The 23424-nt window shown below is 53.2% G+C and carries 19 protein-coding genes; 5 read left to right on the forward strand and 14 right to left on the reverse strand.

The window, feature by feature from the left end; genetic code table 11:
- Positions 1 to 54: 54 nt before the first annotated feature.
- Entirely contained in the window at positions 55 to 1053 is a 999-nt protein-coding gene (locus RB620_RS19670) for a phosphotransferase enzyme family protein (protein WP_308097239.1), read from the reverse strand.
- Between the two features lie 229 nt (positions 1054 to 1282).
- Between RB620_RS19670 and RB620_RS19675 the strand changes: the two genes are divergently transcribed.
- The gene (locus RB620_RS19675) at positions 1283 to 1687 is read left to right on the forward strand and encodes a CBS domain-containing protein (RefSeq protein WP_308097241.1); all 405 of its coding nucleotides are present in this window, start codon (positions 1283 to 1285) and stop codon (positions 1685 to 1687) included.
- 599 nt (positions 1688 to 2286) lie between these two features.
- Here RB620_RS19675 and RB620_RS19680 read toward each other — a convergent pair.
- Positions 2287 to 2838 (reverse strand): hypothetical protein, encoded by a 552-nt coding sequence (locus RB620_RS19680; RefSeq protein WP_308097243.1) that lies wholly within the window; start codon positions 2836 to 2838, stop codon positions 2287 to 2289.
- A gap of 238 nt (positions 2839 to 3076) precedes the next feature.
- Here RB620_RS19680 and RB620_RS19685 point away from each other — a divergent pair, with 238 nt between their 5' ends.
- Positions 3077 to 4489, forward strand: coding sequence for a HEAT repeat domain-containing protein (locus RB620_RS19685; protein WP_308097246.1), 1413 nt, complete (start codon positions 3077 to 3079; stop codon positions 4487 to 4489).
- 170 nt (positions 4490 to 4659) lie between these two features.
- Here RB620_RS19685 and RB620_RS19690 read toward each other — a convergent pair whose 3' ends face one another.
- Entirely contained in the window at positions 4660 to 5499 is an 840-nt protein-coding gene (locus RB620_RS19690) for an AraC family transcriptional regulator (protein ID WP_308097248.1), read from the reverse strand.
- A 110-nt stretch (positions 5500 to 5609) separates the two neighbouring features.
- Between RB620_RS19690 and RB620_RS19695 the strand changes: the two genes are divergently transcribed.
- Complete coding sequence (locus tag RB620_RS19695) at positions 5610 to 5936, forward strand: UxaA family hydrolase (RefSeq protein WP_308097250.1); 327 nt, start codon at positions 5610 to 5612, stop codon at positions 5934 to 5936.
- On the forward strand, positions 5933 to 7093 hold the full coding sequence (locus tag RB620_RS19700) for a UxaA family hydrolase (protein ID WP_308097251.1): 1161 nt from the start codon (positions 5933 to 5935) through the stop codon (positions 7091 to 7093). The genes RB620_RS19695 and RB620_RS19700 overlap by 4 nt, the downstream gene beginning before the upstream one ends.
- Positions 7094 to 7315: 222 nt before the next feature.
- Here RB620_RS19700 and RB620_RS19705 read toward each other — a convergent pair whose 3' ends face one another.
- Positions 7316 to 10672 (reverse strand): DUF5107 domain-containing protein, encoded by a 3357-nt coding sequence (locus RB620_RS19705; protein WP_308097253.1) that lies wholly within the window; start codon positions 10670 to 10672, stop codon positions 7316 to 7318.
- Between the two features lie 130 nt (positions 10673 to 10802).
- Here RB620_RS19705 and RB620_RS19710 point away from each other — a divergent pair, with 130 nt between their 5' ends.
- Positions 10803 to 11690, forward strand: a complete 888-nt coding sequence (locus RB620_RS19710) for an AraC family transcriptional regulator (protein WP_308097254.1) — start codon at positions 10803 to 10805, stop codon at positions 11688 to 11690.
- A gap of 79 nt (positions 11691 to 11769) precedes the next feature.
- Here the strand turns inward: RB620_RS19710 and RB620_RS19715 are convergent, their stop codons facing one another.
- From RB620_RS19715 to RB620_RS19760, 10 genes are all read right to left on the reverse strand, one after another.
- Positions 11770 to 13866, reverse strand: coding sequence for an alpha-galactosidase (locus RB620_RS19715; RefSeq protein WP_308097256.1), 2097 nt, complete (start codon positions 13864 to 13866; stop codon positions 11770 to 11772).
- Positions 13867 to 13885: 19 nt separating this feature from the next.
- Complete coding sequence (locus RB620_RS19720) at positions 13886 to 14704, reverse strand: carbohydrate ABC transporter permease (RefSeq protein WP_308097258.1); 819 nt, start codon at positions 14702 to 14704, stop codon at positions 13886 to 13888.
- A complete protein-coding gene (locus RB620_RS19725) occupies positions 14704 to 15582 on the reverse strand; it encodes a carbohydrate ABC transporter permease (protein WP_308097259.1) in 879 nt (292 codons plus the stop codon). Before RB620_RS19725 ends, RB620_RS19720 begins: the two co-directional genes overlap by 1 nt.
- A gap of 69 nt (positions 15583 to 15651) precedes the next feature.
- A complete protein-coding gene (locus RB620_RS19730) occupies positions 15652 to 16095 on the reverse strand; it encodes a type 2 periplasmic-binding domain-containing protein (protein WP_308097291.1) in 444 nt (147 codons plus the stop codon).
- Complete coding sequence (locus RB620_RS19735) at positions 16001 to 16990, reverse strand: ABC transporter substrate-binding protein (protein WP_308097261.1); 990 nt, start codon at positions 16988 to 16990, stop codon at positions 16001 to 16003. Before RB620_RS19735 ends, RB620_RS19730 begins: the two co-directional genes overlap by 95 nt.
- 110 nt (positions 16991 to 17100) lie before the next feature.
- Complete coding sequence (locus RB620_RS19740; RefSeq protein ID WP_308097263.1) at positions 17101 to 18708, reverse strand: response regulator transcription factor; 1608 nt, start codon at positions 18706 to 18708, stop codon at positions 17101 to 17103.
- Positions 18701 to 20503 carry a sensor histidine kinase gene (locus RB620_RS19745; RefSeq protein WP_308097264.1) on the reverse strand — a complete coding sequence of 601 codons (1803 nt, stop codon included), beginning with the start codon at positions 20501 to 20503 and terminating at the stop codon, positions 18701 to 18703. The genes RB620_RS19740 and RB620_RS19745 overlap by 8 nt, the downstream gene beginning before the upstream one ends.
- 16 nt (positions 20504 to 20519) lie before the next feature.
- Positions 20520 to 21476 (reverse strand): aldose epimerase family protein, encoded by a 957-nt coding sequence (locus RB620_RS19750; protein WP_308097265.1) that lies wholly within the window; start codon positions 21474 to 21476, stop codon positions 20520 to 20522.
- 242 nt (positions 21477 to 21718) lie between these two features.
- Positions 21719 to 22597 carry an RCC1 domain-containing protein gene (locus RB620_RS19755; protein WP_308097288.1) on the reverse strand — a complete coding sequence of 293 codons (879 nt, stop codon included), beginning with the start codon at positions 22595 to 22597 and terminating at the stop codon, positions 21719 to 21721.
- A gap of 150 nt (positions 22598 to 22747) precedes the next feature.
- Complete coding sequence (locus RB620_RS19760) at positions 22748 to 23401, reverse strand: ATP-binding protein (protein ID WP_308097266.1); 654 nt, start codon at positions 23399 to 23401, stop codon at positions 22748 to 22750.
- Between the last annotated feature and the right edge of the window lie 23 nt (positions 23402 to 23424).

Here is a 23424-nt window from a genome sequence, read left to right on the forward strand (position 1 = left end):
CAAGAATTTAAATTATCCAGACGATCTCAGGTCAATCTAGATTAACAATACTAGTTAAGAGACCTCAAGTGACTGGAACAAGAACGGCATCCCGTCTACATAGGCTCTCAAAATCGCTTGTGCATAGGGTTGCTCTTCAATCAAGCCTTCTGTCTCAAGCGGATTCTCCGCATGGAAGCTGTATGCTTCGATGATCGCCATGATGAAGAAGCTTTCCAGTTTCGGAATGGCTTCGTTGTCCAATTGTCTGATCCTCTCATACCCTTTGATGAAATGAACTCTCTGTTGCGGATACAGCCCCATGATCGACTGAGCTATATCGTAGAGATGATAGCCGAAGCCACACCTGCCGAAATCAATGGGAAACGGTTCATCATCCTGAAATACGACGTTGCCAATGTGTAAGTCCGCATGGATCATCCCATAGTTCCGTTCATGACGTGTGAACGTAGCGAGACGATCTGCCACTTTAGCGGCTGCCATAGAGTACAACTCAAGGGCTTCATCCGAAATGAAATGCGAGTGATGCAGTTTCAGATGCTCCCAGTCCCGTTTAAAGCTCTGGCTGTCCCAAGAAGGGCGTGCAAAGCTGGCGGATGGGCTAAAATCAGTGCTTGCCTCGTGAAGATTCGCCATCATCGCCCCCATTTTTCGGATCGCCTCCTCTGTTAGTGCCCCTTTTTCCAAGCGCTCTCCCTCGATCCATCTTAACAAGGTCGAATAGAACCTTTGTCCGGTGCTCGTCGTCGCATCCGTGACGAAAGCGCCTTCACGATTCGGTACGGCTTCGGGCAAGATAAGACCTTTGCTCTTCATCGCCGACAACCATTGCAGTTCGGAGATTGTTTCCTCGCGCGGTTTGCTTGCTGGGTGAATGCGGAGCAAGAACTGTACCCCCTCGTCGGTCTCTACGCGGAAGGTGACATGTTCGGATACTTGGATGAAGTGAATGGAACTCCAGTCTGCTTCGTATTCCTGTAAGGCATTAAGCGCTGCTTGCTTCGCTTGTTTCAGCGTTTGGCGCCGATTTATTTCGGTATCGATCCGAAACATGACAAATCCCCCTAATTGAACATTCTTCCATCATTGTAACGGTCAAAAAAACTTTCATCGCGGTAAATTATCTTTTAAACTGTATTTTCTAGCGGGCGGCCTGTTCGCACGAAATGTTCATACCTGATCACTTTTTGCATCCTTTATTCGATAATGTTTGGCATGCCTAGTCCTTCCACATGCGCTCCACGACGAAATATGCTTTAATATAGCAAAGGAGCGTGATTCAATGGACATCAAATCGTTTCTATATCCCAAAAACGAGGTCTCTTACCTCATGACATCCTCTAATATGAAAGAAGCCATGGATAAATTGGAGGCGAGCCACTATACGGCCATTCCGATCTTGGACGAAAATGGTTTATATTTCGGAACGCTATCCGAGGGAGATTTGTTATGGAAGCTGAAAGCCACACCCAGCCTCGGCTTCGATACTATGCACGAAATTCCTGTCGTCTCCATCAAAAAACGGATGAAAGTCGAATGCGTCACGATCAGCGCCGATTTGGATGATATGCTGGCGTTGGCAGCCGATCAGAACTTTGTTCCGGTCGTAGACGCTGATCGCGTCTTCCTTGGTATTATTCGCCGCAAAGATATAATCGAATACTATACCCGTAATATTGCTGATTAGTCGGAAAGACCTGATCTTGCGGATCATGAAGGCTGCCGTTCGCCGGCAGCCTTATCTTTGTTCTTCATGTTGATTGAGCAATCGTTCCTCGTCGTATTATAAGGTCAGCCAGTTATTACTGGTTGAGACGGAACAGATCTCACATAACAAGCGATGTTGTGGAACTTTGAGAAGTGCTTAGGGGTGCCGGCAATTTTTATGAGAGGTAGGTTTTTTCATGAGTTCAAAACAGTGTTATTCTTTTAATGTTACTTCCCAATCAGTAATCAAAAGATTTTCCATGTTAAATACACAAATAAGATCCTGACACAGTAATTTTAATTCATCAACTTCTTTTGATTTCTTAATTACTTACATAAAGATTGATTACATTTCCCTTAGAAATTGTGAACACTGGTTCTCTATAAATATCGTCCATGTTCTGCCAAGGGGTATCGTTTGTTTCGGTTATAAACTTATCCACTTTTATTCCTCCTTAAAATCCTTGAACAAGTCTCCTGCCTGCAGGGAAACATCTAAGTATTAACCTTCCTACAGCAATGGCTGCACCAACTGTGCCAATATTCTTTATTAGTTGAATGAACGTTTCGCCTTGTTATCTAATTATCTGCGATCAGCTTACCATCCTTATCATAATATTTATATTTAAATGTATAGGTGTCACCCTTTGATTCAGGTAAGTTGATCCAAGTAACAGACTTCTGGTTGATGTTAAACTCCTGTTGTATCACTTGTTCATTTATGCCTAATTGCATTTTAGAAATAACATTAGCTTGATTTGTTACAATCATAAACTTCAATAATTTAGCTTCATTGTTCGACTCTTGAATTAGGTATGAAGCAAATGATTGATTTACACTTTTTTCTATATGTCTCCATTCATAATTCCCTTTTTGATTTTTAAAGAACTGAATATAAGCAGGATTATTATTAGATAAAAAGCCAACCACCCTCATATCGTAAATATCTTTTATCTCTAAAATCTCGATCGAATCGTTTTCGTAACCCTCAATCGATGAAATAACTTTTTCTATGGATTCTTTATCGTTTCCATATTGCTTTATTGAATTGTCTAAAGAAAAAATTACGAATATTGCAATTAAGATTACGATAATTGAAATATAAACTTTGCTATTTTTCTTTAATACCATAATCCTGAACCCCCTCTGAAACAGAACCTAAATAAAACTAATTATAGCAGATATCCCTAAACCATCCTGCCTTTAGCTTAATGAAACATGGAGAAGCTGCCGGATCACAATTTGCCACATGGTGCATTTCCGAACAACTTAATTCTGTGCAAATGTGAATGAACTTTCTCTATATCTGTTGCGGGTCTGTTTTTTTATGATGAGTGTGTAATCCAATATCAAGGAGGTTCACTCGGGCATGGGGAACAAAACGCCATTATTGTTAACGGATGAGCAAATGAGACAATTTATCGCGGATGGTTTTCTGATTCTGCAAACCGATTTTTCGAAGGAGTTTCATCAGAGTTTGATTGAGCAGTTGAGCTACGTGTATGAGAATGAAGGAAATCCGGGCAACAATCTTCTCCCTCGAATTCGCGAGTTGCAGCAAGTGTTTGATCACCCTGTCATTACCGGCGCATTAACGAGCGTACTCGGACCGGATTATATGCTGCATGCGCATCGACATGGGCATTTCAATGCCATTCCCGAGGCGGGCGGCTGGCACAAAGACAGCTATTGGGGTTACTCCAAAATGCGCAATCACCATCCTTGGTGGGCGATGATCATGTATTTCCCGCAAGACACGCCAGTGGAATTGGGGCCGACCGGCGTCATGCCGGGGACTCAGAATTACCAGACAAGAACATTCGTGGACAATGAGAATAAGGAAGAAGCGCTCGCGAGCGGAGAAGCGGGAACATTCGCTTTGATTCATTACGATATCTGGCACCGCTCGACTCCGAACGTGCTCGGCAAAGCGCGTTATATGCTGAAATTCGAATTTATGAGAACGCAAGCTCCGACAAGCCCTACATGGAATCAGAAGGAAGAGGCATGGAAGCTGCCGGAACAGATTAAAAGTCCTTTCAGGCAGCAAGACACGATGTGGGAAGAAACATGGAACTGGTTGTCCGGGAAGCTTGGCAGCGTAGCGAACACGGCTTCGGCGGATGCGGAGAGCGTTCAGCAGCTGGCCGTGGAACTGCGGGATGCTTCGGAGCCCAACGCGCTGCATGCGGCATACGAGCTTGCCCGCACAGGGACGCCGGGCATCGAAGCTCTGCTCCAAGGGTTGCTCGATGATGAAGCAGGCGTTTCGCGCATTTCCGCTTACGGACTGTCCGTATCCGGCGTTGAAGCGATAAGCGGATTAACCGACGCTCTGGATCACGAAAATCTGCATACGGTGATGCATGCGGCTTTTGCCTTGGGCGAACAACGGGAGCTGACGAGCGGCGCCGTATCCAAGCTGATTAACCTGCTTCAGCATCCTGCTCCACAAGTCCGCTATACGGCGGTAGAATCGCTAGGAATGCTCGGCAAACCGTCGGACGCAACGATCGAAGGATTAATTGAGTGTTTGAAAGATGAAGATGTGCAAGTCCGGTTTACGACAGGCTTATCGCTGTCGAGATTGGGCGCAGCGGCCGAGGCGGCCGTGCCGCAATTGCAAATCGCTTTGGACGACGAGAACCGTTATGTAAGGGCCCACGCTCTGGAAGCGCTGCGCTATATCGGGACGGAAGATGCCAAAGATGCCTTGATCAAGCATCTGTTCAACTCCCGCTGGTGCTCGAACACAACGCCGCAAAGCACATTTTATCCATGAGAAAATAAGCAAGAGAAAAAGAAGGGCTGCCCGCCCTCTTTTTCTCACCACATAGGAATGTTTAAGTTCTTTAAAGCGATAAAGCGTAAAGAAAATCATTCCTATTGGCGATAAAAACTTCCTCTTAAACGCGGTCGCACATCCCCGAATTACTCCGATAGGAGTTTTTCTCATTTTGCCCGAGGTCCTGCCATCAGCTCCCTGTAGGTGCTCGGCGCGTAGCCGCTATGCTCCTTGAACATACGGGAGAAATACGGGAGCTCGAGCCCGATGGAGTCGGCGATCGAAGAAATGCTCATGCTTGTGAACGTCAGCAGCTGGGTCGCTTTCTCCAGACGGTGGCGGTTAATATATTGGATCGGCGAGAGGCCGGTGAAGTTTTTGAACACATGGATGAAATAGTTCGGCTGGAAATGCGCGATATGCGCGAGTTCCTCAACGGTCATATGGTGGGAAGCGTTGTCCTCAATATGCTGCAGAACCGAGCTCATTTTATCGAAGGTGGAGCTGGTTGTTCGATTCAGCGCGGTATGACCGCACAGATCGAAGAAGGAAGACAGCATCTCAAGCAGAATCGAACGGACGCGGAATCCGGACGTTAGATCATCCCGGTTCGCGTATCGGATGAGACGCTCGAATAGACCTTTCATCTCCTCGGCATCCGGCCTAACGACGTAAGAGGAAACGGCAACATGATCGAATAGCTGGAGATCCCCAAGCTTCGAGGTGAAGTGGCACCAATACTTGCCCAGCGTGTTGTCGCTGATCGTGCCATAAGATTGCAAGACGCCAGCGGGCATGATATAGAGCTCTCCCGGCTTGGGGTAGTACTCTTGTTTGCCTATTTTCAAATACCCCTCGCCTTCCGTAACGTAATACATTTTATTGAAGTACGGGGTATAGTCATAATCGCGCCAAGTGACGGGTACTTTCGTATAGGCGGCGAAGGATAGATCGAGCTGCACGTTAACCAGGTATGGATTCGAGCCCAATCCCATTACATTAACCATTCATTCGCACCATCCTCTGCCAGAACGATCACTAATCATTAAATGCTAAGATGGAATGAAAGCATTGTCAAGACAGTTTATTTTATAGATGAAACGATGAGGTGAATCTATTGGAAAGTAACATTCACGCGGGGGCAGACGCTCTCACAGTCCATGATAGAGATCAAGTTGCGACGGCTTTGCGGGACTTGTCAGAAGGCGATACGGCATGGATCAGGCATGGCGAGACGCTGATCTCGATCAAGCTTCTTGGGCACGTTGCATTTGGCCATAAAATTGCCATTATGAACATTCCGAAGGGATCGGATGTGCGAAAATACGGAGAAGTCATCGGCCGCGCAACCGAAGAGATCGAAGCGGGCATGCACGTGCACATTCATAACGTGGAAGGCATACGCGGGCGCGGCGACAAGACGACTCAGGAGGAACAACGATGAATACGATACCTGCTTATTTGCGGCCGAACGGCGATATCGGAATCCGCAATCATTTGCTAATCATCCCTACGGTCATCTGCTCGAATCAAGTATGCAACCGGATTATGCAATCGGTGCCGGATACGGTGGCGATACCGCATCAGCATGGCTGCAGCCAGATCGGCGCCGACAAGGACCGCACCTTCGACGTTCTGGCGGGAACGGGAAAAAATCCGAACGTCGGTGGCGTCATTATCATTAGCTTAGGTTGCGAAGTCGTTGATCCGAAGCGTCTTGCCGAAGAAATTCGGAAGACGGGAAAGCCGGTGGAATGGTTCGACATCCAATCCGTTGGCGGGTCGGTAAAGGCCATCGGACACGGCGTCGAATTGGCTAAACGTATGAAAGCCGAGCTCGACAAGCAGCCCCAAACGGACGTTCCGCTCAGCAAGCTGAAAGTCGGCGTCAAATGCGGCGGCTCCGATGCGACTTCCGGTCTTGCGTCCAATCCGGCTCTCGGAGCGGCGGCGGATCGCCTCATTGCTGAAGGCGGCGGCATCGTGATCGGCGAGACGACGGAGATTATCGGCGCGGAGCATGTACTCGCGGAACGATGTGCGTCAGAGATGACCAAGGAGAAGCTGTACCATATCGTCGATCGGTTCGAGAAGGAAGTGGACCGCATGGGCGCCGATATGCGGGGAGGCAATCCGAGTCCGGGCAACATAGCCGGTGGCCTTACGACCATCGAGGAGAAATCGCTAGGCTGCATCAGCAAATGCGGCACGGCCCCCATCGAAGGCGTCATTGAATATGCAGAGCGCATCCCGGATCACGGCCTGTATTTCATGGACTCCCCGGGCAACGATATCGAATGCGTATCCGGCATGGCCGCAGGCGGAGCCCACATCGTCTGCTTCACGACGGGGCTCGGCACGCCGACCGGCGCCGCTGTCGTCCCCGTCATCAAAATTACGGGAAACCCCGGCACCTTCCGACATATGGAGGACAATATGGACGTGGATGTCAGCGAAATTTTGAGCGGTTCCTTCAGCCTCAGCGAAGCCGGAGATCGAATTTGGCAGGAAATCGTGGAAGTTGCGGGCGGCAAGCTCACCAAGGCGGAAATATTGGGGCATCAGGAATTCAGCATTAACCGCATTGGTCCGAGCTTATAAGGGCTTTATTGTCCAAACGAACAAGTGGCAAGGGCGCTCCGAGGTGTTCGGGGCGCCCTGTCGAAGACGACCACCTTCGTATCCAGAGCAGGCATGCTTGCGAACATAAGAGGAAGGAATTACCTTTCATGGTTTCGAAAAACGAGAAAAGCTCCTGAACTCCAGGAGCTTTTTTCGTTAAGATCTAATGCCCTTTGATTATTGCTACAACCGCTCTCTCGACTAAGAAAGCATCTCTAAGTGGATTCTCGCGCCCGAATGATTCATATCCATCGCCAAGGTCGCTTCAAGCTCCTCTCTTGCCTCCGAATGTCGTCCTAGACCGATCAAACCGAGTCCGCGCATGAACCGACAGTGGATCCTGTTCCGCTTGTTCAAATCGTCCTCGAATACGAGAAAATCAGGCAGCGAAACGGCGAAATAATCAAATTTCACATCGTCACGCAAATGTTTCTCGGAGTAATCGATCAACTTGTGGAATCGGCGCATGGCTTCCTTCTCGACGCCTAATTTTCGCCATGCCAGCCCCTGGTAAAAAATCGATTCGGGCGGTTGATCGTTGTAGTACATCATGCCGGCCGGCTCGACAAGCCCTCTGGATGCTTTAAGGTAACTTGAATCGGCAGCTTCTGTTCGGCCAAGACCTTCGTTGGCTAGACCTAGGTAATAGTAAACATGATTCTCCTGGGCGCCTTCCAATTTGCCTTCTCCCAGGCGCTCAGGATAAACCAACGCCGCTTCAAGGTATTCGGCCGCCTCCGAAAATCGCAAAGCAGCAAGTTCTTTTTTAGCCAGCTCTACATGGGCAAGTACATGCTGCCCCGTAGCTTTGCCTTCGCCGCCTTCCCAAGGATGGAACATACGAGCTTCAAGGGCCTGCAGCGCTTCACGATGCAGACCGGCTGCATTAAGAAGCGTAACGTACTCAAGATAAAGATCGTCCCGAAGTTCTACAGTCGGCTTGTGAGCGGAAAGCATGCTTAAGCGTCGTTCAGGCGCAACTCCCAGCTTTTTATATAATTGGTCGAGTTCGAAAAATACCCGGGCGTCTTCTTCGTCCAGCGAAAAAGCTTTTTCCATGGACACCTTTGCGAGTTCCGAGTCGCCTGACTTGTTGTAGTAAGCGAGCGCCAGGTTGCGATGAACGGTTGGGAATCGATCGTTTATTTCGCGGGAAGCTTCCCAAGCGGAAATGGCGTCCGCGTGCCGCTTCTTGTCATAAAGCAAATTTCCTAAATAATAATGCGCCTTGTCATCAGCCGGGTTAGCTCGAATCGCGCTCTCCAGCACGAGCAACTCGAACAGGCTGTTCGGGAAGCAATAATCCGGCGCAGAATTTCCGCCTGCGCGTAGATGGCCGATGGAGCCTGCAGCGTCTCCGGCACGGTCCAACAAATAAGCGAGCGCGTAATGAGCGAGCGGGTACGCCGAATAGGTATCCGAAGGCACGATCATGCACATGACTTCGATCGATTCGCGGTAAAGTCCCGCCTGCTCATAATCGGAAGCGAGCGCAAGATGGTTATGAACGTCTCCGCGCATAAGCAGCATCAATTGTTCATACACGTTCTGAGCCTCTTCCATTTCACCAGCTGCTTCTAACGCTAGCTTAAGCTCGAAACGTGCTCCGAAATCGGCGACATCACAGCCGATCGTCCCGCGGGCGGAAGCGATTGCTTCTTCCGTTCGTCCGAGTTTGCGCAGAGCTGCCGTCTTCACGTTTCGCGTTTTACAGTTGCGGGAATTCCGAACGAGAGACCTTTCGGAAAGGTCCAGCGCTTCCTCGTAAGATTGTCTTTGCATAGCGATTTGCGCAAGCGATAAGTATCCGGCATCTTGCCATGCAGCCGACCAAGTCGATTTGTAAAAGGCTGAAAAAGCTTCGTCCGTTCTCCCTTGCCCTTTCAAGGACAATCCAAGCTGATAGTAGGCTTCTCCGTCGTACGGATTCGGATTGCGCCATGTTGCTCTTCCGATCGCAGCTCTAAAATGCGTCTCGCTTTCGGAGTAGAGGCCTCTTTTCAATAACAGCGTCCCGTATGCGACATTAATCCGAATATCGGATGGATCGCGTTTCAACCCTTCCAGGTAGTAAGCTTCCGGTTCGAACGTTGCGTGCCTGTATTGCTCAAGGTGAAGGCCCGCGAGATACAACTCTTCGTTCGTTCGTAACTCCGCAGGTTCCGGAAGAGGCTTCGCTGCTTCCGGAACTTGTTCGATAGCGGGTTCAGCCGGTTTATAGGAGACCAGCAACTTTCCTTCATTGCTGCGAATCGAAATATAAAGATCATGGTTCCGATCCTCTTCATCTAACACGATGGTCCTCTTGTAGGTCGACTCGGGCGAAAGAAGGACTTTCTCTTGAAAGTACGTGCGTCTCTTACCCTTCAATTCGACAATCGCGCCATTGAAGACCGAAGTTGCATACCCAAGCACGGTCGCTTCGCGCGTCCGGTCGTCTATCTCAAGGTTCACGGCGGCATCGATCGAGGCGTTTTTAACGATTCCGATGTCCTTATAAGGCATAAAATATTGCTTGAACGATTTTTCTTCGTAAGGGGCAAGCCAAGTAAAATCCGGTTGGTTGTCCGTGTAAACGCCGGTCATCAATTCGATGTATGGACCGTCTTCGTCAGTCAAATTGCGATCCCACGCTTGGCCGAAATCGCCGTTCCCCCATGTCCACTGTTTTTTCCCTGGCGAAATGTGATGGTTAGCGACGTGCAGCAACCCGGCTTGAACGCCGTGATCATATCCGCCAACGAAGTTATAGTCCGACTTGTACGCCATATACGAGGTTGGCACCGGAATGTTGCGGTAACGGGATATATCCACGCCCTCCGAATAATCCATCTTGTAATAAGTACCGGTCGCGATCGGAAACTTGGATACATCCCGTTTGCCGTGGTCGAATACCGCCGTAACGTCTGGAGGGAATACCGATTGGGTATTGTCGTTTACTGCGACCGCCGGATTCGCCCACCAAAGAAACGTCTGCGGCTCCGGAGTCCGGTTGTAGAGCTGAGCCGATATCTCCAAGTACGCTTTACCGGGGCGCAACGTGAAACCAGCCGTCATCTTCGTGCCGTACATGCGGTCAATCTCGCTGACCCAAACGGTTGCGCTTCCGTCCTCGCGATTTTCGATTACGTGCTCGACGGGTCCGTAAGTGTTCGGACGATGATGCTGCGGCCAGTTGAATTCGATGCCTCCCGAAATCCACGGACCGGCAAGTCCGACCAGTGCCGGTTTGATGACTCTATTGTAATAAACGAAGTCGTAACTGTTCGTTTTATCCAAAGCGCGGTAGATCCGTCCCCCCAGCTCGGGCATGATCTCTATTCGAATATACTCGTTCTCCAGAACGGCCAATCGATAGTTTCGAAGATTTTTTTCGTCTTCAATCCTATCGATGACCGGATGCGGGTACACTTTTCCCGAGCTTCCTTGATAAACGCGTTTTTCCAGGAACATCGGGTTGCGGTCTGGAGCTCCGATTCCATAGGTAGGAATAGCAACGATTTCTTCCCAAATGCGAACGGGCTTCGCATCTTCCGTATGTGTTGTTGGTTTTGACATATGCAACCTCCTTCGTTTGATATTCTTAGTGTATAACTTCGAAACCATCTAGAAAATCGATATAATTCGGATTATAATGGATTAAATTCGGATTTTGTTGAAAATAGGCCATTGGTTGGGGGCGAAGGACATGTCCACTATTCAAAAACAAAAAGGGTTTCCAGAAGAAAAGCTATTTGTACTGCCCGATTATGTCGCGGTCGAGCTATCGAATACCGAACTTATCAAAAATTTTTACCTCAGCGATATCGGATATTTTCCTCGGGCTAAATATCATTACAGGGAACGACCGGAAGGGTGCGATGCCCATATTCTGATCTATTGCGAGAGCGGGTCCGGATGGGTGGAAATGGAGGGCAAATCCTTTCCTATTGCAAACCGGCAATTGGCCATTATCCCTGCTGGCGTTCCGCACCGCTATGGCGCATCGGCGGAATCCCCTTGGAGCATTTACTGGTTTCACCTGAAAGGCGAGAATGTCGCTTCCTATCTGCGGCTATTTGGCTTGGGGAGATCCCCCGTCACCCTCTCTTTAGCCCTTCAGACCGGCATTATGGAATGTTTCGACCTCTGTTATGGGCTCATGACAGATAAACCCTATTCCATTCCCGTTCAGGTTCACGTTTCGCAAACGATCGGCCAAATGATCGGAACGATTGGACTGAACGCCGCCGGCTCGAGCCGATCTCGCAAAAGGGAGAACGATCTGGAGCGCGCCATGCATTTGATGCGCTCTCGGCTTCATGGCAACTTAACGTTAACCGAACTTGCTTCGCACACCGGAATCTCTAAACAGCATCTTATCTATCTTTTTAAACAAGAGACCGGGTTTCCGCCGGTCGATTACTATTTGCGCCTCAAAATGCAAAAAGCCGGCCAGCAGCTGTGCCTGACCGGTTTATCCATAAAAGAGATTGCTGCTGACTTCGGATTCCCCGACCCTTATTATTTTTCCCGCATGTTCAAGAAGATAATGGGCGTCTCTCCTTCCAAATTCCAAAACGAACCTAAAGGATAGAACGCGGATAAGAACGAACGCCCCAGAGGGATTCCTTATTTATAATTTGTGCAGTTAATGTGCGCTTTTTTGCGCGGCGTTATAGCCGTCTTAGGCGCAGCAGCCAGCTGTCATAATCGCCCCTAAGCATAATCGGATAACCTGCCCGCATTAAAGTCGAGCCGTGAAGCGCCGTCGGTTCGCCGTCGTTCGCCGTCACTTCGTAAGCGGCGTCCGGTTGCAGCCCCTCCAGACGGATTCTCCGCTCCTCCCCTCCGAAATGCTGGGCGTGCAGAAAGACGAACGCGACCGACTCGGACCGGTCCTCGGTCACGTATTGATACGCGGCAAGGTTACTTCTGCCGAGAGGCGCAAGCCGGTAATAGTCGCCTTGCAGCACGATATGACGAATCGATTGGTACATCGCCACGAAACCCCGCGCCTCCTCCATCTCCGTGTCCGTCCAACCGCCGATGTCGGCCCCGATACCGAGTCCGCCCATCATCGCGCTATGGAATCGGTACGACAACGGCAAGCTCCGCCCGCCCAAGCCACTCGGCGATCCCGTCACCCAGCACATCATGACGGCCGGAGAGTAGGCGTACGAGAATCCCTCCTGAATGGCGAGCCGGTCGCGGGCGTCGGTATTGTCGCTGATCCAGGCTTGATCTGCGTAGCGCAGAATGCCAAGATCGATTCGGGCGCCACCGCCCGCGCAGGTCTCGAACTCCACGCCCGGGAACCTTGTTCGCAGCTCGGCCCAAATCTCGTACAGATGGCTGACATGCGCCAGCCAGATCGGCATTCCGGGATCGTCCGCGCCTGGCTCGGTAATCGTCCGGTTCATGTCCCACTTAATAAACTTGATGTCGTACGAGGTTAACAGCTCCGTCATGAAGCCAAGCACGAAATCCTTCACTTCGGGCAACCCCAGGTTCAGCGAATATTGATTGCGCAGTTGCGTGCCTTCGCGCGTCGGGAACCGATAGATCCATTCCGGATGCCGCCGGAACAGGTCGCTGTCAGGATTGACGGATTCCGGCTCCACCCACAAGCCGAATTCCATGCCAAGCGACTTCACCTCGCCGATTAGCGTCTCCAGCCCCTCCGGGAACTTGTCACGGTTTACCTGCCAATCGCCCAATCCGGCGCGGTCGCTGTTCCTCGCCCCGAACCAGCCGTCGTCCACGACGAACCGCTCCACGCCGAGCGCGGCGGCCCGGCGCGCGAGCTCCAGCTGCTCCTCCGCCCGCACGTCGAATTCCGTCGCCTCCCACGAATTGTACAGCACCTTGCGCAGCTCGCCCGTAGGGAGCACATGCGCTCTCTCGTAGCGGTGCAGCAGCCTGCTCATCTCCCCGAACCCCCGTAGCGTATATCCGCCGACGAAAACCGGGGATTCGTAGGCGTCTCCCGGCGCAAGCGAGAACGCGCCGTCAAAGTCATGGACGCCGCCGACGACGCGGACGTGTCCAAACGCGGACAGCTCCGCCACGATCTTCCAATTGCCGCTCCAGCCCAGCGCGCCGAACCAAACGTCGCCATGCGTCTCCGACGCTTCGCCGTCGTCAATCGCGAACCAAGGGTTGGCGTGAGGCCCCGTAAAGCCGCGGCGCGATTCGATCGTCTTCTTGCCTTCGGTCAGCATCGCGGAGCGCAGCTGGAATTCGCCGGCCCAGCGTTCCGCCACATGCGTCATCCGGTATCGTTGCCTTCCGGACACCGCCCACACGGCTGCCATCGCCTGCTCGATCCGCACGGGCGCGGACTCCCGGTTCTCGATCGTCACCCGCCGTTCGATGATGTCGTGCTCTTCGATTACCTTGTAGTGGACGCGGACAAGAAGCTTGTAGTGGGTATCCTGGAGCTCGATCGCGAGCGCGTCATCTCCCGTTATGGCATACCCCCGGTAGCCGAGCTTCAGATCGCGAACGCCGTCCGCGAATGTGGCCTTCAGTCCCGGCTCGGCATAGTGACTGCCGCCCCATCCGCCGAACTCCTCCGTCTCTCTGTCGATATCCGCGTCGAAGGAACTGTGATGTCTGCCCTTCAGCAGTCCGGCGCATTCCGCCGCTTCCACCTGCTCGCCCCAATAGGCATGTTGAAGCGTGCCTTTCCCGTTCACCCCGAATAGATAAGAAGTTCGGCGCGTTCGCAGCTCGAACAGCCGCTCTTGCTCGTAATATGTGATTGCCATGACGATTCCCCTTTCCGAATTAACCTTTGACTGCCCCTGCGGCAATGCCTTTGATGATGTAGCGCTGCATGAACAAGAAAAACGCGATGATCGGAATCAGCCCCATGACCGCGTAAGCGAACGCAAGGTTCAGGTCGCTGCTGTATTGCCCGAAGAAAAAGTATTGCTGCAACGGGATCGTCCGGTATTCGTCCTGTTGCAAATACAAGAGCGGCAACAAGAAGTCGTTCCAGATGTACAAGGCATTCAGCACCAGCACCGTCGCCGTAACCGGCTTCAGCAGCGGCATGATGATCCGGACGAAAATGCCGGGCGTCGAACACCCGTCGATGCGCGCGGCTTCCTCGATCTCGCGCGAGATCCCCCGCACGAAGCCCGTGAAGAGCAGCACGCCGGTTTGCACCCCGAATCCGCCGTAGATGATCATAATGCCCCAGTAGCTGTTCAGCAGATCGAACGACTTGCCGAGCTGGTACAGCGGCAGCATGGTCACCTGGAACGGCACCATCATGCCGGAGAGGAACAGCAGGAAAATGAAATGGTAGAACGGCTTGTTGCCGCGAGCGATCGCATAGCCGCTCAGGGCGGATACGACCAGGATGAGCGCGGTCGACAGCCCGGTGACGATGACGCTGTTCACGAAGGCCGACAGGTAGTTGGACGTCTCCCACGCATAAGAGAAATTGGAGAAATCGAGTCTTGCCGGCAGCGAATAAAACGAATCGAACGTCTCCTTGGCCGACTTCAGCGCCATGAGGAGCGCCACGTAAAGCGGAAACAGAAACACGACCGCCAAGACGGACACTCCGGCGAATACGAGCGGTTTGATGCCTTTCATTACAGCTCCACCTCCCGTTTCCTGAAGATCGAAACTTGCACGACGGTGACGATGACAAGGATGACGAAGAAAATCGTCGACAGCGCCATGCCGTACCCCGCCTTGAAGGAGGCGAACGCGTTTTTGTAGATGAACGTCGAGATAACCTCAGTGGCGAATCCGGGGCCGCCGTTCGTCGTCACGTAGACGAGATCGAACACCTTCAGCGAACCCGTCAGCACGAGCAGCATGTTGATCGTCACGGACGGGGCGAGCAGCGGAAGCGTCACGCTCCGGAAGACGCGGAAGACGCCGGCGCCGTCGATGCGCGCGCTCTCGACCAGCTCGGCCGGAATATTTTGCAGACCCGCGATATAGATGATCATCGGTGTTCCGACGCCTTGCCAGACGGCTACGATAATGAGTCCGATCAGCGCGTGATCCGGATTGCCCAGCGGGCTGGTGGCGTCGATCCCGACATACGACAGCAGCTTGGGAAAACCTTGGCTGTAGTTATAGCTCCAGATAAACCCCGCGAGCACGACCGAGATGACGCCGGGCAGGAAGAAGATCGTCCGGAACAGGTTCCGCATAGGCAAATAAGCGTCGAGCAGCAAGGCGAACAGAATCGCGAATAGATTGACGAGAATCGTCAGAATGATGGCGTATTTGAACGTGTTGCCAAGAACCGTCCAGAGGTCGGAATCTTGCATCGCATTCACGTAGTTTTCAATACCGGTATACGTCAATGTGCGGGCGACGCCGTCCCAATCGGTGAATGAATAACGAATCCCCGTCGCGAAGGGCACGATGACCGCGAACGTGAACAGCAGCACGCCCGGAACAAGAAATAATAAATACCACATCTCGCGGCGCAAGCCCCGAGCCAAGTTTCTCATGCGTTTCCTCTCCCTTCACGCGTAAGCGGCATAGGCTTCGCCTATGCCGCTCGCGTCGTCAAGCCTGAATTATTTGTGATTTTTGGCAACCCAGTCGTCGAGATCCTTGATCACGTCGTCCGGCGTCGACTTGTTGAAGAACACCTTCTGCACGTATTGGGTGAACTGCGAATTCCAGTCGATCGTCGTCGTGATGAACACTTGCGAGTTGTAGAGCTGGCCATTGTCGAAGAACGGCTTCAGATCCGCCATGGCGGGAGCGATGTCCGTGGACGCGCCCTTCACGTAGCTGAGCGTTTGGACGTTCTCGACCCACGCGTCCCCGCCCGCCTTGCTGGACAGATAAGCCAGGAACTTGAAAGCGGCCTCCTTGTTCTCCGACTGGCTGTTCACCGCCAGCGAAGCGTCTGGATTGAACTCAAGCTTGTTCAGAAGCGTCGTTGCTGAATGGATAAGGGAAGTACCCCATGCCCGTCTCGTAGAGCTCCGGATTTTTTTTCTGAATATCGGCAAGCGGCCACGTCCCCATATACATCATGGCGGCTTCCTCGCGGGCGAACAGGTCGATCGCGCCGTTGTAATCCACGCCGAGCTGATCCTTGTTGCCGAATTTGAACATGTCGAGCGCATGCGCGATGGTCGTCTTGACCGCCGGGTTGTCTGCGAATTTCGCTTCGCCCTTCTCCAGCTTGTCGAAGAAATCCGTCTGCTTCTCAATCAGCGCCGTATGGCTCGGGAAGTCGCGGCTCAGCCACATGCCGAGCGTCCAGCCGTCCTTCCAGCCCAGCGCGAACGGCGTCTTGCCCGCGTCCTTGATCTGCTGCGCCGCACCCATTAACGCGTCGTACGTCGTCGGAATTTCGATGCCTAGCTCGGCGAATATTTTCTTGTTGTAGAAGACCGCGATGGGTCCCGCGTTCAGCGGCATGATGAAGTTGCGTCCATCCGTCGCTTGCTCCGCGAGAACGCCGGGATCGAAATTCTGCATGAATGACTGATCCGTCAGATCCTCCAAGTATTCGCCATCGCGGAACATCTTGGTCGAGCCGCCCGCATTGAGCGTGAAGACATCCACGATGTCGCCGCTTGCCAGCTTCGTCTTGAGCAGCGTGTAGTAATCGTCGTATTTGACCGGTTCGACGTCGACCGTGATGTTCGGATTCTCCGACTCGAACTGTTCGATGATCTTGTTGATGCCGTCCGTCACGTCGCTCTTGAAATGCATGAACGAAATGGTGACGGGTTTCTCTTCCGGCGCCGGCGATGCCGTTGCCGTCGCTTCCGCGGTCGCGCCATCCGATTCCGCGGAGGTCGCGCCGGGAGCTCCTCCGTTGCCGCCGCTGCCGCAAGCCGACAATAATACGGTCAGCATCGCGGCCGCCAGACCAAGGCTAAGCTTTTTGTCCATATTCTTATCCCCTTTTTGGTTCATTTGCCGGAGCGAGCGTCCTCGTCCTTGAATCCCATATTAACGGTCCGCCATCGCATTAGGAATAAAATAAAATGGGGATGCGATGTTCAATTTTTTGCATGTCGCGGAACGACAACCGGCGACTCCCTATACTCCGTCGGCGTGGCTCCCGTGAACTTCTTGAACACCTGGCTGAAGTAGCGCTGGTTCTCGTAGCCCACAAGCTCCGCGATGTCGTTGATCTTGCGGTCCGGCTCGCGCAGCAGCTCGCACGCCTTCTCCATCCGCTTGCGGGTCACGTATTCGATGAAATTCTCTCCCGTGGCCGCTTTGAATTGCCGGCTCAGATAGCTGGGATCGAGATGGTAGCGGGTCGCGATGTCGATCAGCCCGATGTCTTCGAAATAATGTTCGTCCAAATAAGCGACGATCTCCCTCATGGCGTTCGAGGATTCGCCCATTGGCTTCTCTCCGGCGGCGCTGTCCGCGGCTTCGCAGAACCGCGCGACGTAATCCAGCAGCGAGGCCAGACTCGCGATGCCGTCGACCGTCCCCGGACTGGCCAGGAACGGACTGGCGGCGGCGATCGCCTGCCAACCGCTCCCGGCCGCGTCGATGAGCTTGCGCAGCTCCCTCTGCGCGCCATGGATGGTGAGCGCTCGCGACAGTTCCGCCTTGCGGGCGAAATCCGCAAGCAGCCGGCGCGCGGCAGCCGGCTGCCCGGCCGCAATGGCTTGCTGAAGCAGCTTCGCGTTGAAGACGGTGAGCAGCTCCGCTCCATCCGCCGGGCTTCGATCCTCTTGTTCGGAACGGATCTGGAAGCCCTCCCCGCAGAGAGGGTTGCCTCCCAGTCGCTCCTGGGCTTCCGCGAGCGCTTCCGGCAAGCCGGCCAGCCGATCCCGCGACGCGCTTAGTCCCGCGACCACGCCCAGCCCCAGCACGCGGACCATCGCCTCATGGAACGGGCGCAGCAGCTCCCGCGCGGCCTGAAGGTCCATCCCTTCATCGGGCAGCAGCAGGCATAGCCGTTGCCTGTCGTCCGATTTAAACGCGTATAGGGCGGCTCCGCTCGTCACCTCGTTCAGCATGTTCTCCACGCTGTACATGAGCAGATCGCTGTTGCCGTGGAACTTCGTCTCCGCTAGCTCGCGGAAACCGCGCAGCATGCATACCGCGAGACGATACCTCCCGACCGGCGGATCGCTCAGCAGCTCCGCCGAGCCGGCGACGATATCGGCTTCGCTCGCGATGCGCCTTCCCGCCACGTTCTGCAGGAACGTCTCCGTCCGCAGCCGTCGCATCTCGTGCGCGAGCCTGCTCCGCTGCTCTTGGCTTTGACGGCTGAGACAAGCCTGAACAGCTTTTTCCATCGCGCTCTTGAGGTCGGCGTACGAGACCGGCTTCAGCACGTATTCGCATGCCTGGAACGCGACGGCCGCTTTCATGTATTCGAACTGGGAATGGCCGCTGATGACGACGGTCTTGATCCCGTTATGCTCCTTGTACAGCCGCTCCAGAAACCGGCCTCCGTCCATGACGGGCATGTTCATGTCCGTCACCACGATATCCGGCCTCGCCATCGGAATCAGCGCCAGCGCTTCCGCGCCGTTGCGGGCCTCCGATACCACCTCGACGCCCAGGCCTAGCTCCGCGATCATCTTGCTCACCGACCGGCGTCCCCACGGTTCGTCGTCCACGACCATCACTTTAAGCATGCGTTTCTCCCCGCTTTCGATTAGGTATCCGGACGGTAACGACCGTCCCTTCTCCCGGCTTGCTGTCGATGGACAGGCCGTACTCGTCCCCGTAGGCCAGACGAATTCTCTCGTGCACGTTCTTCAGGCCGATCGAGATGCCGAGAAACACTTCCGTCGACTTGGCCTCCATCCCTGCGCGCAGCGCGGCCAGCTTGCCGGGTTCGATGCCGGGACCGTTGTCGGAGACGGAGAACGCGATGGCTTCTTTCTCGACGCTCGCACCGACCCGTATGAGCAGCTGCCGATCCTCGGGACCGCCGAGCGCGTGCACGACGGCGTTCTCCACGATGGGCTGCATGACGAAACGGACGACCCTCGTCTCCATGAGCGCCTCCGGCACGTCGAATTCGAGCAGAAGCGAATCCTCGAAACGGAACTGCTGAATGTACAGGTAGTTGCCGATATGCGACAGCTCCTGTCCGATGGTCGACTCCATATTGCCTTCGTAGAAGCTGTAGCGGAACAGGTCGCCGAGCGAGCGGCACATCTCGGGGATGTCGTAATCGCCAATCAGCACTGCCTTACCTCCGATGGTCTGCAGCGTATTGTACAGGAAGTGCGGATTAATCTGCATCTGAAGGGCCAGCAGCTGTGCTTCCTTGTTGCGAAGCTGCATCTGATACCGCTGCTCGATCAGCTCGCGAATCGTCTCCGTCATGAAGTTAAAGCTGCGCGTCAGCTCCGAAATGTCGTCCCTGTAGGTCATCGTCTGCGGCAGCGTCACGTGGAAATTGCCTTGGCGCACCGTCTTCATCGCCCTGCCGAGCTGCTTGACGGGACGCGTCACGTAGTGCTGCGCGAACAGCGACAACAGCGAGATGCAGAGCAGCGCGAAAACCATGGCGCCGATAGCGATCAGCAGCGTGTTGCTCCTGTGTCTCGCGAGCTCTTCATTGGGATAGACGATCGCAAGCGACAGGTTGCCGTTATCGAGATAGGAGGAGCTGACGAGCAGATCGTCCCGCTGCTGAAACCGGATCGTTTTCGGCTTGTTTTTCGCCCCTGCCTCGGGAGGTTCGATCGTCGGCGCCAGCTCGGCATAATCGTCGTTCGTCTGATAGAACCACTCTCCCCTCGCGTTGCGCAACGCTATGACGTTAGGGGCCTGATTGTTGGCTTCGACGATCTTGGCCAGCTCCTTCTGCTGGATGTAGAACACGAGCGTGCCGATCTTGTTGCGGTAGAACGGGTCGTAGATCGTGATGGCGAACACGTAGAAGCTCTGGCCCAGCACCTTGTCGTCATACGTGAATGAAAGCGATTGCTTAAACGGCAAATCCAGCATCTCCCCATAGTGGGGAATGCTCTCGTCGAAGGGAACGGAATCGTAGCTCGCGGCACGCGACCAATGGTCCCGGAGCTTGTTGTCTTTGCCGAAAATCATGATTTTGATGATGCTGTCCTTGTTTTTGTTGGACACGAGCGTATAGTAGCTCTTAAGCGAATCCTTCACGTTGAAGAAGTCGTCGTCCGTTATGTTCCGTCCATGCTCCATCAGATTCATGACCCTCTCGAAGCCGTACACCTGCAAAGCCGAGGAGGACAAATCCCGGAAGTATTGGTTCAGGGAATCCGATACGTATAGCGCATTCTGATTCGCGCTGCGGTACAACGTCCGCTCCAGCGACCTCGTGCTGGATTCGTAGAACATGTAGGAGAGCACGAGCATCGGCACCAGCGAGATCAGCACGCTGCTCCAGACGAGCTTGGTCCTTATGCTACGGTTCATAAACAATCGCTTGAAGCTTTGCATCGCGGGTCTCCCTTCCTTAACGAACGGCGACTTCCATATGCCAGCGGTACTTGCCCCGGGGAGCTACCGTCGCGGCTTTTCCTTCGCGCATCGCGTACGCCAGATCGTCCAGCATGCCGGTCGCGGGTTCGATGGCCAAGTGGTAATGCCCTCCGTACCCGCCGTAGTTCGCCCACACGGCCAGATAAGGCACCTGTTCGGGGGGAAAGCGGAATGCGATCGCTTCGTCCGTGTCCGGAACGCAAACCTCCGCCCAGCCTTCCGCCAGCTCGTCCGCAAAATAATATTTCTCCGCATAACGGCCCCCGTTCGGCTCCACGACGCTTAAGTCGACGGACCCGCCCGCATGCGGGCTTGCTCCTTGTCGATCCGGCCTCGGCCATGTGCGGGTCGCGCCGAACTCGCCGAGACGTCCCTCCGCCGAATAGGCGACCGCGATCGTCTTTAGTCCGTCCGGCACGCGGAGCTTCATCCCGGCTTCCGCCCGCAGGAGCGGATGGGCCGCCCACAGGAACGAGAACGGCGCATCGGAGTCGTTCGTGACCTCATAATCGATCCGAAGCGTGTTCTCGCTTGCAAGGGATATAACCTTTTCCAATCGGTAAGGGAACTGCCGTCCCTCAACTGAACAGCGCAGACTACCGTCTTGTGCCGCCGCGTCCCAGGGCAGCGTCCATACTTCGCCGTGGTCCGGCACGGCGGCGCCCCGCCATGGCCCGTTCGGATACGAACAGGCATTGATGCCGGGGAACATCTCGTCCCAGCCGGATTCGTCCCCGTCTCCGAAGGAGGAAGCGTAGCCTTGGTTCCCCAGCGGTTTGCCGCTGCTCCATAGCCATTCTCTCCCGGTTTCCTTATTACGGAGCGAGACGATCTTGGAGCCAAGCTCGGGCACGATCGTCACGGATAATCGGGACGACTCCAGCGTCCAAGCTGCAAAGCCTTCTCTATGCGTTTTCATCCAAGCGTTCATGGATATCCCTCGATTCTCGCGATAAAATATAAGCATTATAAATGATAATTCCTATAAGGCGATGCTACATTATAACGCTCCTGAATCTTGCCAACAACTCTAAAAAAGAGAGAATCGATGTTCAATTTTTTGACTTGCCGCACCGGCTAGTAGAGGCGTGCTTAGCTGGGCACGCCGCGCAGCAAAAAGCCCCGTCCGGGAAGACGAGGCTAGGAGGAATCGATTCGTATATAAATTGAAAACTAATTGCCGGGCAGTTGGATGCCGCGCCAGCCGCTTACATCGCATTGGCCATATTCATTATCACCCACAGCAACCACCGTGCCGTCTGATTTAAGGCCGACCGTATGAGCGCAACCCGCCGCTACCGCCACAATATCGCGCCAGGCACTTACATTGCATTGGCCATACTCATTCCAACCTACAGCCGCCACAGTACCGTCCGAGTTAAGGCCGAGGGTATGATAACTACCCGCCGCTACCGCCACCATATCACGCCAGCCGCTTACATCGCATTGGCCATGCTTATTCAAACCCACAGCCGCCACCGTGCCGTCAGATTTAAGCCCGACGGTATGAAGGTAACCCGCCGCTACCGCCACCATATCATGCCAGCCGCTTACATTGCATTGGCCATACCGATTATTACCCACAATCGTCACCGTGCCGTCTGATTGAAGCCCGACAGTATGCCAGTCACCCGCCGTTACCGCCACCATATCACGCCAACCGCTTACATTGCATTGGCCTTCATTATTTCGACCCACAGCAACGACCGTGCCATCCGATTTAAGCCCGACGCTACGACGCCAACCCGCCGCTACCGCTACAATATTGCGCCATTCATTTACATCACATTGGTCATGCATATTCCAACCCACAGCCGCCACCGTTCCGTCAGATGTAAGACCGATTGTATGGGCATTACCTGTGTTCGTCGCCATATGAACATTACCAGCCGCAACCGCCACCATATCGCGCCAGCCGCCTACATCACATTGGCCACATTTATTATCACCCACAGCCGTCGCCGTCCCGTCCGATTTAAGACCAACGGTATGGCGACGACCCGCCGCTATGGTATCCTTAGACCGCCATTTCACTTTTAACTCCGTCTGCATCAGCGCCCCCAACTTACCGCATCGGCATCTGATTTTATAGTTTTCATGATAATTACTCACTTTCTTAAAAGGATACTCCCAGATTACACCAGATGATAATTTTGGACAACGGAAATTTGGGTCATATTGGTAACTTCTCGTTAGAATAATTCATCTGAATTGATCTGCTTGATTTCGAGATAGCCAGTCGACTACAAAATCAAACAACTCAATTGAGTAAGTATGTTTATTGGTGAAACTTGGCACTGACGTAATAATTTCTTCAACATTTTTATCAATGCTCACGGAATCAATAAAACAGACTAGACCAGGAACTTCTTTGTTAAGTGCTTCGAAATAATGTTTTTGTGGTTTTATGAACTGTAAATTCATCTCAAAGCCGCCTCGTTTCCTTGAGGAGTCCGCCTTCTTACGTTTAATTAGTTCTTCCTCACTGCAACCGAGTAAATAATATCTGTCGGGGAACCCGATTTTTTGGTCTAGTATCAAGTTTCGATAGTAATCGGCTATAAACTCTAACGACTGATTATCAAATAAAGTAAAATCATACGCCCAGTTATACCAGAAAGGTTGAAACAAATCGATGTCTATTACAACAAATGAATGGTTATTCCTGTTTTCCAAGGCGATTCTCCATCGGTCAGCCTGACGTTCAAACCACCATTCTCTATATTCAGGGTTAGGTCGTTCTTTCCACCAGGTATTGACTTCTGGGATGTGAAAAGCCCCGTGGCTAGCAGCCAACTCAGAAGAGGTACTTGTTTTTCCAACAGCACTTGCACCCTCAATACTTATAATGGTCATTCCGTCTCCTCCAATTGTTTGAC

The organism is Paenibacillus sp. LHD-117 (genome assembly GCF_030929555.1).
Taxonomy (GTDB): domain Bacteria; phylum Bacillota; class Bacilli; order Paenibacillales; family Paenibacillaceae; genus Pristimantibacillus.